Origin of the sequence: Alkalibacillus silvisoli (assembly GCF_039521975.1) — a bacterium.
GTDB classification, from domain to species: Bacteria; Bacillota; Bacilli; order Bacillales; family Alkalibacillaceae; genus Alkalibacillus; species Alkalibacillus silvisoli.
Window position 1 is genome coordinate 78,634 of record NZ_BAAACZ010000009.1, and the last position, 12,969, is coordinate 91,602.

Annotated in this window: 11 protein-coding genes and 1 pseudogene; all 12 read left to right on the forward strand. The window is 35.0% G+C overall.

Annotated elements, in window-relative coordinates:
- Positions 1–50: 50 nt before the first annotated feature.
- The 12 genes and pseudogenes from icd to nrdR all read left to right on the forward strand — a co-directional run bounded on the left by icd (position 51) and on the right by nrdR (position 12,967).
- Positions 51–1,322, forward strand: a complete 1,272-nt coding sequence (icd, locus tag ABDZ63_RS04555; RefSeq protein WP_343782076.1) for an NADP-dependent isocitrate dehydrogenase — start codon at positions 51–53, stop codon at positions 1,320–1,322.
- 38 nt (positions 1,323–1,360) lie between these two features.
- Positions 1,361–2,311, forward strand: a complete 951-nt coding sequence (gene mdh, locus ABDZ63_RS04560; RefSeq protein WP_343782077.1) for a malate dehydrogenase — start codon at positions 1,361–1,363, stop codon at positions 2,309–2,311.
- Positions 2,312–3,000: 689 nt separating this feature from the next.
- Positions 3,001–3,258 carry a transcriptional regulator SplA domain-containing protein gene (locus ABDZ63_RS04565; protein ID WP_343782078.1) on the forward strand — a complete coding sequence of 86 codons (258 nt, stop codon included), beginning with the start codon at positions 3,001–3,003 and terminating at the stop codon, positions 3,256–3,258.
- Between the two features lie 75 nt (positions 3,259–3,333).
- Positions 3,334–3,516 (forward strand): annotated as a pseudogene (locus tag ABDZ63_RS04570) (spore photoproduct lyase family protein); the annotation flags it as partial.
- A 339-nt stretch (positions 3,517–3,855) separates the two neighbouring features.
- Positions 3,856–4,542, forward strand: coding sequence for a response regulator transcription factor (locus ABDZ63_RS04575; RefSeq protein ID WP_343782080.1), 687 nt, complete (start codon positions 3,856–3,858; stop codon positions 4,540–4,542).
- On the forward strand, positions 4,539–6,248 hold the full coding sequence (pnpS, locus tag ABDZ63_RS04580; protein ID WP_343782082.1) for a two-component system histidine kinase PnpS: 1,710 nt from the start codon (positions 4,539–4,541) through the stop codon (positions 6,246–6,248). Before ABDZ63_RS04575 ends, pnpS begins: the two co-directional genes overlap by 4 nt.
- A gap of 52 nt (positions 6,249–6,300) precedes the next feature.
- Entirely contained in the window at positions 6,301–8,925 is a 2,625-nt protein-coding gene (polA, locus tag ABDZ63_RS04585) for a DNA polymerase I (protein WP_343782083.1), read from the forward strand.
- Between the two features lie 15 nt (positions 8,926–8,940).
- A complete protein-coding gene (gene mutM / locus ABDZ63_RS04590) occupies positions 8,941–9,774 on the forward strand; it encodes a DNA-formamidopyrimidine glycosylase (RefSeq protein ID WP_343782084.1) in 834 nt (277 codons plus the stop codon).
- A gap of 61 nt (positions 9,775–9,835) precedes the next feature.
- Positions 9,836–10,468 (forward strand): sporulation membrane protein YtaF, encoded by a 633-nt coding sequence (ytaF, locus tag ABDZ63_RS04595; RefSeq protein ID WP_343782085.1) that lies wholly within the window; start codon positions 9,836–9,838, stop codon positions 10,466–10,468.
- 10 nt (positions 10,469–10,478) lie between these two features.
- Positions 10,479–11,081: a dephospho-CoA kinase gene (gene coaE / locus ABDZ63_RS04600; RefSeq protein WP_343782087.1), complete on the forward strand. Its 603-nt coding sequence runs from the start codon at positions 10,479–10,481 to the stop codon at positions 11,079–11,081.
- 115 nt (positions 11,082–11,196) lie between these two features.
- Complete coding sequence (locus ABDZ63_RS04605; protein ID WP_343782088.1) at positions 11,197–12,216, forward strand: glyceraldehyde-3-phosphate dehydrogenase; 1,020 nt, start codon at positions 11,197–11,199, stop codon at positions 12,214–12,216.
- A gap of 286 nt (positions 12,217–12,502) precedes the next feature.
- Positions 12,503–12,967 carry a transcriptional regulator NrdR gene (gene nrdR / locus ABDZ63_RS04610; RefSeq protein ID WP_343782090.1) on the forward strand — a complete coding sequence of 155 codons (465 nt, stop codon included), beginning with the start codon at positions 12,503–12,505 and terminating at the stop codon, positions 12,965–12,967.
- Positions 12,968–12,969: the final 2 nt, after the last annotated feature.

A 12,969-nucleotide genomic window follows, 5' to 3' on the forward strand; every position in this document is an offset into this window, starting at 1 on the left:
TCATTCCTTTAATATATAATGGCTTTAGAACATAATAGGAGGTTGTGACATTGACACAAGGTGAAAAAATTACAGTAGAAAATGGACAAATGAATGTTCCAAATCATGCAATTATCCCATTTATTGAAGGAGACGGTACAGGTCCTGACATCTGGGCTGCAGCGTCTCGTGTATTAGAAGCAGCAGTTGAAAAAGCGTATAATGGTGAAAAAGGGATCGAATGGAAAGAAGTATTAGCTGGTCAAAAAGCATTTGACAAAACTGGTGAGTGGTTACCAGATGAAACGCTAGATACAATTCGTGATTACAAGATTGCAATAAAAGGACCTCTAACAACGCCAATTGGTGGAGGGATCCGTTCATTAAACGTTGCTCTACGTCAAGAGCTAGACTTATTTACTTGCCTGCGTCCTGTACGTCATTTTAGTGGAGTACCATCCCCAGTTAAGCGTCCAGAAGACGTTGATATGCAAATCTTTCGCGAAAATACAGAAGATATTTATGCGGGTATTGAGTGGCAAGAAGGAACAGAAGAAGTTTCGAAAGTGGTTGACTTTATTCGTAATGAAATGGGAGTAGACAAGATCCGCTTCCCAGAAACTTCTGGTATTGGAATTAAACCAGTATCTAAAGAAGGTACAGAACGCCTAGTTCGCTCAGCAATTGAATATGCGTTAAATGAAGGTAAACAAAGTGTTACATTAGTACACAAAGGTAATATCATGAAGTTCACTGAAGGCTCTTTCAAAGCTTGGGGTTATGATTTAGCTGAACGTGAATATGGTGATAAAGTATTCACTTGGAAAGAATATGACCAAATTACAGAGGACAAAGGCCGTGAAGCTGCAGACCAAGCTGAAAAAGAAGCAGTTGAAGCTGGCAAGATTGTTGTAAAAGATGCGATCGCTGATATCTTCTTACAACAAATCCTAACGCGTCCAAAAGAGTTTGACGTTGTTGCAACAATGAACCTAAACGGTGACTACATTTCTGATGCACTAGCTGCACAAGTAGGTGGAATTGGTATTGCACCTGGTGCAAACATTAACTATGAGTCTGGTCATGCAATTTTTGAAGCAACTCATGGTACAGCTCCTAAGTATGCTTCTCAAGACAAAGTTAACCCATCATCAGTGGTTCTATCTGGCACATTAATGTTAGATCACTTAGGTTGGAGAGAAGCTAGTGAATTAATTCTTAAAGCAATGGACAAAACTATTGAAAGCAAGGTTGTCACATACGACTTCGCTCGCTTAATGGATGGTGCTACAGAAGTTAAATGTTCAGAGTTTGCTGATGAATTAATTAAGAACATGGACTAATTATATACATTTAAGTGGAATATTTGAGGAGGAGTGTAATGACGATTAAACGTAAGAAAGTATCTGTAATTGGTGCAGGCTTTACAGGTGCGACAACTGCACTTATGACCGCCCAAAAGGAACTGGCTGATGTTGTGTTAGTGGACATTCCTGACATGGAAGACCCAACTAAGGGTAAGGCGTTAGACATGCTAGAAGCTAGCCCAGTTCAGGGTTTTGATTCTAACATTGTAGGGACTTCAAATTATGAAGATACTGCTTTGTCTGATGTTGTTGTGATTACGGCAGGTATTGCTAGAAAACCTGGTATGAGCCGTGATGATTTAGTTGCAACAAACTCTAATATTATGAAACAAGTAACACAACAAGTGGTCAAATATTCTCCAGATTGTTTTATAATCGTTTTAACTAACCCAGTTGATGCCATGACATACTCTGTATTTAGAGAGTCAGGTTTGCCTAAAAATCGTGTTATTGGTCAATCTGGTGTGTTAGATACTGCACGTTTCCGTACGTTTGTAGCTCAAGAATTAAACGTATCAGTTAAAGATTTAACAGGATTTGTGCTTGGTGGTCATGGTGATGACATGGTACCAATGTTACGTTACTCATTTGCTGGTGGTATTCCACTTGAAAAATTAATTTCCAAAGAGCGTCTTGATGCGATCGTTGAGCGTACACGTAAAGGTGGCGGTGAAATCGTTGGTTTATTAGGGAATGGTTCAGCATACTATGCACCTGCAGCTTCGGTTACTGAAATGGTTGAAGCGATTCTAAAAGATCAACGCCGTATTTTACCATCGATTGCTTATTTAGAAGGTGAATATGGATACCATGATATGTATTTAGGTGTACCAACCATATTAGGTGGTAATGGAATCGAAGAAGTACTTGAGCTTGATTTAACTGAAGAGGAAAAATCACAGTTAGACAAGTCAGCTGATTCTGTTAAAAATGTTATGGAAGTTTTAGCTAAAAATGAAAATTAATGAAAAAGACTCGAGATTCTCTCGAGTCTTTTTACATCTTATTTAGATAATTTATGGTTAGTTTTCACTTTTGGCTCTAAAATATTTGTTGGGGTAGCTGAACAATTATTTACTGAAAAGGTTGCCGATTATCATTGGCAAAAAGTTAAACACAACCGATTAATCGGCCCACGATGGTCTGGTATCGTAATCGTTGCTAACAATGTCATCAGTCATTCTGTCGTAAGCAATTTGATGGATCGAATGCGCCGAAAAGTCTTATTACATCATAAGTATAAACATGTACAAGGACAAATGGCATAAATAAGGAGTGCTCTTAGATGAGCATCTCAACATTGACTTAAAAGCCACTTTTAGTGATCTGTTTAGTTAATATAGAAGGCGTCCGCATAAACAGTGTCTTCTTCTATGGTGTCTAACGAATGGAAAAAAATCAAAACATATAGGTTTAGGTTTACATACATATTCTACTTGATGCGTGCATCTACATTTGCAACAATCTTTAGTTTTGTGATGAAATTCATGATCGTATCCCATATCCTCTCCCTCCTTTTACCCCTTTAATATATTTTATAGTTTTACAATAGATTGATTTATATCAAGTGTCTATTTTATGAAATATTTTCTTATTATGTTTTGTGCTTTTATCATCATACTAAATGGTAAATGAAGTGGAAGGTGGTCAATTCATGTATTTCGAGCAGAACCATAATTTTGAGCCAGGCAATATTGTGTATGTATTATACCGCAATCCTCATGCTCAGGATGTTGCACAAGTACAAGAGGCTGCAGTAGTTGAGGACCCCGAGAATTCAGAAAAGCTGTGCCTATTTATGTATGACACATACTACCCAATAGATGAGGAACTTGCTATTTTTCCGACAGAAGTTGAAGCTATGCGCGCTTACAATTACCATTTTGGTGAAGATGGTAATTTGTATGGTTAAGCCTTTTTTTCAGAACTAGTGTACGTTGAACCCAAAGTACTTGAATATCCATTGGGTAAGCAATTAATAGACACAATCCAACAAAATTACCTAATGACGAAACTAGAATTAGATGAAGCAAAACGTAAAAAGAAGTTTGGTAAATACGGTATAAGTAAATACGTTTATCAAGATGAAGAACAGGAAGAAATGAAAAATATGATGCAAGAATATTTAAAACGTCATTTTCCTACAGCTAAGTTTGAATATTTTACTTAATAGTTAGAGTGTAGTGACAACCTCAGTTAGCGGATTAATTTAAGCGCTAACTGAGGGTTTTATTTATAAGTGAACTTAAGAGTGGAATGACAAACGGTTTTTTAAATAAATTGAATTGGACTACGAACTAATACATATCTATGAGATTATAGTAAATCACCGCTTAAATTGAAACGATCATTAGGAAGGTACATTCACGGTTGAGGGCGAATAATATTATATGAAGTTTTATATTTAATGTAAGCAAATTTCTTTTAATTGTTTACTTTGATTATATATTATGAAAGTATACTCTTACGTAATTCTCACTGATTGAATAAGTTATAGGGGTTGTTCTATGTGTCGATCAAAGTTCTAATTGTTGATGATGAAGAATCTATTACGACTTTAATCAAACACCATTTAGACCAAGCGGGTTTTGAATCGATTGTTGTTTATGATGGTGAAACGGCTATAAATAAATTACATAGTGAAAAGTTTGACCTAGTCGTGCTTGATTTAATGCTACCTAAAATTAGCGGAGTCGAGGTTTGTAAACAAATGCGCAATCTAGAGGATGAAACACCTGTTATTATGTTAACAGCTAAAGCTACAGAAGATGACAAAATTACAGGGCTCAATGTTGGAGCAGATGATTATTTAACTAAACCATTTAGCCCTAAAGAGTTGGTCGCACGAATTTATGCTGTTTTAAGAAGGTTTAAACAAACAAAAAGGGAAGATCAAAATAGTATAATAATTAAAGATATTGAAATTTTTGAAGATCGATATGAAGTGTATAAGAATGGTGGCCCTGTTAGTTTTACACGAAAAGAATTTGAGTTGTTGTTGTATTTAGCGAAACAAATTGGTAAGCCTGTTAAACGAGAACTTTTACTTAAAGATATTTGGGACTTTGAGTATGTTGGTGATACACGTATCGTAGATGTTCATATCAGTCATCTTCGTGAAAAACTAGAAGATACACCAAAAAAACCAACCCTGATTAAAACTGTAAGAGGTGTTGGTTACAAAATTGAGGGATGAAATTGAAAAATATTATTGAAAAAAGAACGGTTATTTTATATATCATTTTGAGTATATTATTTATCGTTGTGATTGGTGCGATTTTTAACCAAATTGCAAGGCATTATGTCATGAATTCATATGAAGATCAGTTGTTATCAGAAGGTGAGTACATTTCACAACAACTTGAGACGACTTCAGTTGAACATCTACAAAATGAAATGCGTTATTACCATAACCAATTTAACGTTGATTTATTTTACGAATCGGAAGTGGGAGAACAACTACTCCATACATTTGATTCAGCTGAAATCAATGTATTACAACAACTAAGAACTACTGGCGCTTATGTAGGTGAGGTTGTTTTAATAGATAACCGTCTAATGACAACTTATCAATTAAACGAAGGGGAATATATTACTGTCGCAACAGAAACATTGCCATTACCAGACCTTAGTGCGACTATATGGTGGAGTGTGTTTTTCTTCTCATTATTTGCAACAGTATTGCTTTGGAGGTTTGGAAACAGATTGTATGATAGTTATGTTAAGCCAGTAATGAAAGCAACAGAAACAACCAAAGAATTAGTGGATGGTAATTATCAAGCACGGATCCATGATGCGCCATATGGAATTGCTTCAAGCTTAAGTCATTCGATTAATCGATTAGGTCGTTATTTAGAGTACATTTCAACGAAGTATGAAAATCAAAACAGTCGACTAAAGACGGTTGTTAACAATATGGAAAGTGGTGTTCTATTAATAAATGAAAAAGGAGTTACAAGGCTAGTCAATGAATCTTTCTTACAACAATTTTCAATTGGTGACTCTCCATTTATCGGTGAAATATATTATGAAGTTATTAATCAGGAAGATTTAAATGAAGCTATCCAACAATCTGTATTTACAGAAACGAAACAACAAAAAACTATTGAATTAATAGACGGACGGTTTGTTGAGGTGTATTTAGCACCAATTAAAGGGCAAGATGGACAATGGAAAGGCGTAGTTATTGTTTCACATGAAATTACAGAAATTAAACGCTTAGAACGTGTGAGAAAAGACTTCGTTGCTAATGTATCACATGAATTAAGAACTCCAATCACGTCTATTCAAGGGTTTGCTGAGACGATTTTAGATGACGATCAAATAGACGAAGAAAAGCAAAAGCAATTCTTGAAGATTATTAAAAAGGAAAGTAAGCGCCTTAATATTCTCGTTCAAGATTTATTAGATTTATCAGTGTTAGAAAAAGAAGGTTATTCACTAAATCGTTCACTCTTTTCTGCTTCTAAATTAGCTAATGATATAAAAGTCATTGTAGAAGAACCAGCTAAGGAAAAGTCACTGAATTTAACACTTGATATTGAAGATGATTTAGAGGTAAGTGCTGATTACTACCGTTTATATCAATTAGCCTTAAATTTAATTACTAATTCAATTCAGTATACAAATGAAGGTGGCAATATCCGCTTGGCCATTAAACGTCAAGAAGATGAAATGGTTTTAGAAGTGAGTGATACTGGAATCGGAATAGCTGAAAAATTCCAGGCAAGAATTTTTGAACGTTTTTATCGTGTAGATAAGGCAAGAAGTCGCCATTCAGGTGGTACCGGTTTAGGATTATCTATTGTTAAACATATTGTAGAGGCTCATGGTGGCTATATCGAAATTAATAGTCAAGAAGGAGAAGGAACGACGATTCAAGTTCACATTCCACAAAAATAATTTGCTAAATTTGTTATAATAAAGTTAACAGTATATGAAGAGGTGTTTTAACGTGTCAAAAGAGTTAGTTCTAATTGATGGTAACAGCATTTTATATCGTTCGTTCTTTGCTTTACCTTTATTAAGCAATGACCAAGGTGTTCATACGAATGCGGTTTTCGGCTTCACTAGAATGTTATTGAAAGTTTTAGAAGACCATGACCCTTCTCACATTTTAGTTGCATTCGATGCTGGGAAAACGACATTTAGGCATGAAACTTATAAGGAGTATAAAGGCGGGAGACAAAAAACACCTCCTGAATTATCAGAGCAATTTCCGATTGTGCGTGAAATTTTAGATGCATTTGGAGTTAAATATTACGAATTAGACCAGTATGAAGCAGATGATATTATCGGTACAGTTGTGAAGGAGGCTGATCAAAATAAACAGTCGACAACAGTGTACTCAGGGGATAAAGATTTATTACAATTAGCATCTGATCATACTACAGTCTCTTTAACGAGAAAAGGAATTACAGAAATAGATCATTTCACCACTACAACTATAGAAGAGAAGATGGGGATTACTAAAGAGCAGATCATTGACCTTAAAGCGTTAATGGGGGATAAATCGGATAATATCCCTGGCGTTTCAGGTGTCGGTGAAAAAACAGCTATTAAGCTTTTAAAACAGTTTAATTCATTAGAAAATATATATGAAAATATTGATGACGTCAGTGGTAAGAAGTTAAAAGAGAATTTAATGAATAATAAAGATGAAGCCTTCATGAGTAGAGAACTCGTAACGATTAATCAGAACTCTCCAATTGAACTAACGCTTAATGACTTATTATATGAAGGGTATCAATCACGTGAATTAGTGACTGCTTTCAAATCTTATGGCTTTCAATCGTTAATGGGACAAGTTAAAGGTGAAGAATTTAAAGAAGACTATGAAGAGATTGATTATGAAGTACTGGATTATTTTGATTCATCTATAGTCGATGATAATGGAAACATGTTATTTGTTGAAATGTTAGATGATAACTATCATGAAGCGGATATGATCGGATTTAGTTTAGTTAATAATAAAGGTCACTATTTCTTGCCAACTGGTCTAATAAATGACGACTCATTTAAACAATGGTTGAGAGATCAGTCAAGTTCTAAAATTGTATTTAATAAAAAACAATTACAAGTGGCGATGAAGTGGCGTGGTATTCAAATTGAAGGTATTGAATTTGACCTTCAACTTGCTGCTTATATTGTTAATCCTCAAAGCCATGATGGTGACATGACTTCTATTGCTCATAGTTATGGGTTAACTGAAGTGTCATATGATGAAGAAATCTATGGTAAAGGTGCAAAACGTCAAATACCTAATGAGGAAACTTATCAAGAGCACATTGTTAGAAAAGGACTTGTTGGTCTTAAACTATATCCATTATTAATGGGTGAATTAAAAACAAACGAACAACAAGCGTTATATTATGACTTAGAAATGCCGTTATCATCTGTATTAGCTGATATGGAATATACAGGTGTAAAGTTAGACCTTGGTCGTTTAAATGAAATGAACAAAGACTTAGGTGAACGTTTGAATGATATTGAGGCTCATATTCATCAATTAGCAGGTGAAGAATTTAACATTAATTCACCTAAACAACTTGGGAAAGTATTGTTTGAAGACTTAGAGCTACCAGTAATTAAAAAAACAAAAACAGGATATTCGACCTCAGCTGATGTACTTGAGAAATTACAACATGAACATGAAATTGTTGAAGAAATCTTAAACTATAGACAGTTAGCGAAACTCCAATCAACCTATTTGGAAGGACTTTTAAAAGTAGTCCATCATGATACAGATAAAATTCATACACGATTTAACCAAGTATTAACACAAACTGGTCGATTAAGTTCAATAGAACCGAACTTACAAAATATCCCGATTAGATTAGAAGAAGGACGCCGTATAAGGCAAGCTTTTGTCCCATCAGAATCCGATTCAGTTATTTTAGCCGCTGACTATTCGCAGATTGAATTGCGTGTATTAGCTCATATTGCACAAGATGAAAAGTTAGTTGAAGCATTTAATAACGGAAAGGACATTCATTCGCAAACGGCTATGGATGTATTTAATGTTAAAGAAGATGAAATAACTGATTTGATGAGAAGGCAAGCAAAAGCTGTCAATTTCGGTATTGTGTATGGAATCAGTGATTATGGATTAAGTCAAAGTCTTGGGATCACACGAAAAGAGGCAGAACAATTTATTAATAAGTATCTTGAAAGTTATCCAGGGGTTAAATCATACATGGATGATATAGTAACCCAAGCAAAGCGTGATGGTTTTATAGAGACGATTATGAAGCGCAGAAGATATTTACCTGATATAAATAGTCGTAACTTTAATCGTCGTAGTTTTGCAGAGCGAACAGCGATGAATTCACCCATTCAAGGCAGTGCTGCTGATATTATTAAACAGGCAATGCTTGATGTAGTCGAGCAGCTGAAGAACCAAGACATTGAAGCTACGATGCTGCTACAAGTTCATGATGAGCTTATATTTGAAGTGAAGAAACAAGACGCCCAGAAGCTACAAATACTCATTAAAGAAGCAATGGAACAAACGATTGACTTACAAGTACCTTTGGTCGTTGATAGCTCTTATGGCGATACTTGGTATGATGCGAAGTAAAGAGGAGAACTAGACATGCCAGAATTACCAGAAGTTGAAACAGTAAGAAAAACATTAGAACCAATCATTACAGGATGCACGATTGAAGATGTTTATATTCACTATCCAGGGATTATTAAACAACCTGAAGACACAGAACAGTTTAAAGTTCAAATTAAAGGGCAACGATTCCAATCTATTAAAAGATTAGGGAAATTTTTGCTATTTTATTTAGAGGATGACGTTTTAATTTCACATTTGCGTATGGAAGGGAAGTACGGTGTTTTTGACAGTCATGAATCATTTGACCACCATACGCATGTTATTTTCAGATTGAATAATGGCAAAGAATTACGCTATAAAGATGTTCGCAAATTCGGAACGATGCACTTAAAGCCAATAGGTAATGAACTAGATACAGCCCCGCTTAACAAGCTAGGTCTAGAGCCATTTAGTGAAAACTTTTCACCTAATTATTTATTTGAACGATTACAAAAAACTTCACGCTTAATTAAGCCGACTTTACTTGACCAAACCATAGTGACGGGTTTAGGCAATATATATGTTGATGAAGCTTTATTTAAAAGCCATATTCATCCAGAAAGAGTTGCTTCAAGTTTAACGTTTGAAGAGTGCACAAAGCTACAGAAGAAAACTGTTGAAGTGTTGAGTAGTGCAGTTGAAAAAGGGGGTACCTCAATTCGGTCATACCTTAATTCCTTAGGTGAAATTGGTATGTTTCAGTTAGAGTTAACGGTATATGATCAAACAGGTGAACCATGTGTGACTTGTTTAACACCCATTGTTAAAACAAAAGTAGGAGGAAGAGGGACTCACTTTTGTCCAACATGTCAAATTATAGGCGATTAAACACAGTATATTAGCTCTTTTCATAAGATAATTTGAACCCTTATGGAAGGAGCTTTTACTGTTGCTTGATTTATTGATTCTGACGTTGTTACTTAGTTTCGCAGTCAGTTTTGACAGTTTCTTTTTTGGTTTAACGTATCGTGTCCGTTCGATTAGAGTGAAACCATACACGATTTTAATGGTTGGAGCCTTCACAGCTTGTAGTTTTTTACTTGGTGGTTGGATTGGTGAACTTGTCATGTTCATCATGCCATTTATTTCACAATTTTTAGGTGGGTTAATTTTCATTGCAATCGGTACATGGGTGCTTTGGCAATGGTTACAAGACCAAAAACAAAAAGTTAAATATTACAGTCGGGTTCAAGAAATGACTCTCAATTTGAAAACATTATGGGAAATACTAAAACGTCCACAAGTTGCTGACCGTGACCGTTCAGGTTCGATCACGGGTATGGAATCAGTCATCGTCGCAATAGCATTATCATTAGATTCTTTCGCTAGTGGTATTGGTGCAGCTTTCTTTGAAATTCCAGCATTCGTTGTCGCAGGCGTTGTAGGTTTAGCGTCAATGTTTTTCTTAATTTGTGGTATAGGTCTTGGTAAATGGATGCATCGTTTTGCTTGGGTACACCCGCTTTCATTTATACCAGGGTTAATTTTAATAAGCTTAGGGATTTGGAACTTTATAAGGTAGGGAATTGATTATGACATTAGTTATTGGATTAACAGGCAGTATTGCAACAGGTAAATCAACTATTTCAAACATGCTGATTGATTGGAGCTTTCCAGTAATCGATGCAGACACAATATCAAGAGAAGTCGTGCAAGTAGGTGAAGAAGCTTATGAACAAATCGTTGCGACTTTTGGAAGGCAAGTATTACAAGAAGATGGTTCTTTAAACAGGGAAGCTTTAGGTAATATCGTTTTTCAAGATGAATCAAAAAGAAAAAAGCTGAATCAAATTATGCATCCCAAAATCCGAAAGAGGATGTTAGAAAGACGTGATCAGTATGTCTCAAATAACGTGGAACTTGTAGTAATGGATATTCCGTTACTTTTTGAGAGTGATTTGTTTCATTATGTAGATAAGGTGCTAGTCGTCTATGTTGATCCTGATATACAGCTTGATCGACTGACTAAACGTGATGAAATTTCAGCTGAGAAAGCTTTAGAACGAATTAACGCACAAATCCCGATCACTGAAAAAAAGGACCTGGCTGATACTATTGTCAATAACGGTGGTTCTATAAAAGAAAGTGAAGATCAATTAAAAGACATTTTAAATACTTGGGGAATAGAGGTTTAAACTTAAATTTTGTCCATTTTTATAAAAAACTCCTCACATTTCTAACTTAATGTGTTATACTAATATCAATAAAACAACAAAAAGTATAACATAAAGTTATTGAGGGGGACTTTAAATGAGTGTAACAAAAATAGCAATAAATGGTTTTGGGCGAATAGGTAGAATGGTATTTCGCCGTGCGATGAAAGAACAACAAGTAGAAATTGTAGCAATTAATGCAAGCTATCCAACAGAAACGTTAGCTCATTTAATTAAATATGATTCAGTACACGGAGCGTATGAAGGCTCTGTTGAGGTTGTTAATGATGAATTAGTTGTAGATGGGCATAAAATTATGAAGGTTTCAAACCGTAATCCTGCTGAATTACCATGGGATGAATTAAATGTTGATGTTGTTGTTGAAGCAACAGGTAAATTTAATTCAAATGACAAAGCAGGAGCACATATAGAAGCAGGGGCTAAAAAGGTCGTACTTACTGCCCCAGGAAAACCAGCTGATCAAACGATTGTGATGGGGGTTAATGAAGAAACTTATGACCCTGAAAAGCACCATGTTATTTCAAATGCTTCGTGCACGACGAACTGTTTAGCACCAGTCGCTAAAGTATTGCATGAAAAATTCGGAATTGAAAATGGATTAATGACGACCGTTCACGCGTTTACAAATGATCAACAAAACTTAGATAATCCTCATAAAGATTTAAGAAGAGCTCGTGGATGTACACAATCAATCATCCCAACATCAACAGGAGCTGCTAAAGCGATTAATGAAGTTTTACCGAGCTTAACCGGAAAATTACACGGAATGGCATTACGTGTCCCGACTCCTAACGTTTCTTTAGTAGACCTAGTTGTTGACCTAGAACAAGATGTTACTGAAGAACAAGTTAATCAAGCATTCCATGATGCTGTGAATGGAGAATTAAATGATTATCTATCGATTAATGATGACCCGTTAGTTTCAATTGATTACACAACTTCACCTTATTCATCTATTGTAGATGGTTTATCAACGATCGTAATGGATGATCGTAAAGTAAAGGTCTTAGCATGGTATGATAATGAGTGGGGCTATTCATGTCGAGTAGTTGACTTAGTGAAATACGTAGGAAACCAATTATACGTTCATCAATAAAATATAATTTAAGCTTAATAAGCTGCTTCAACAGTTATAAACCTTTAACTATTGAAGCAGTTTTTTTATTTAGGTTATATACTCAAAAGTGGTTCGTCTGTTGTCTTTCAAAGAACCTAAATCACAATGAAGTCTAAGTTACCCATTTAAAATATTAATAAATACTTGGCGATGGTTTTTGTTTTTCTTTATAATGAAATAAGGCAGAACCCATTAAAATTATGAACTTTTTGTTATAATAAACAAAATAGTATTATTGAAAATATGTTTTTGAGGTGGCTAACATATGAGATGCCCAAATTGCGATGATAAAACCACAAAAGTTTTAGATTCAAGGCCAATTGATCAAGGTAAATCGATTAGACGTCGACGTGAATGTGATGATTGTCATTATCGATTTACAACTTTTGAGCGCGTTGAGGAAATTCCACTTATTGTCGTGAAAAAAGAAGGTACGAGAGAAGAGTTTAACCGAGAAAAGTTAAAGCGTGGTTTAATAAAATCTTGTGAGAAGCGACCCGTTTCATTAGAGCAAATCGAACAAGTCGCCTTTGATGTTGAGAAGGATTTAAGAGATCAAGGTAACTCAGAGATTTTAAGTCAAGATATTGGGGAATTGATAATGGGTCGGTTAGCTGAAGTTGATGAAGTGGCTTATGTTCGATTTGCTTCAGTTTATCGACAATTTAAAGACATTAATGTATTTATGAATGAGTTACATGATATGATTAACCGTACGAAGAATAGTTAGAT

Bases quoted from the DNA above. Each gene is read 5' to 3' on its own strand.
- ABDZ63_RS04565 (WP_343782078.1), top strand. From the start codon at position 3,001: ATGTATTTCGAGCAGAACCATAATTTTGAGCCAGGCAATATTGTGTAT.
- coaE (WP_343782087.1), top strand. From the start codon at position 10,479: ATGACATTAGTTATTGGATTAACAGGCAGTATTGCAACAGGTAAATCA.
- pnpS (WP_343782082.1), top strand. From the start codon at position 4,539: ATGAAATTGAAAAATATTATTGAAAAAAGAACGGTTATTTTATATATC.
- mdh (WP_343782077.1), top strand. From the start codon at position 1,361: ATGACGATTAAACGTAAGAAAGTATCTGTAATTGGTGCAGGCTTTACA.
- ABDZ63_RS04605 (WP_343782088.1), top strand. From the start codon at position 11,197: ATGAGTGTAACAAAAATAGCAATAAATGGTTTTGGGCGAATAGGTAGA.
- mutM (WP_343782084.1), top strand. From the start codon at position 8,941: ATGCCAGAATTACCAGAAGTTGAAACAGTAAGAAAAACATTAGAACCA.
- nrdR (WP_343782090.1), top strand. From the start codon at position 12,503: ATGAGATGCCCAAATTGCGATGATAAAACCACAAAAGTTTTAGATTCA.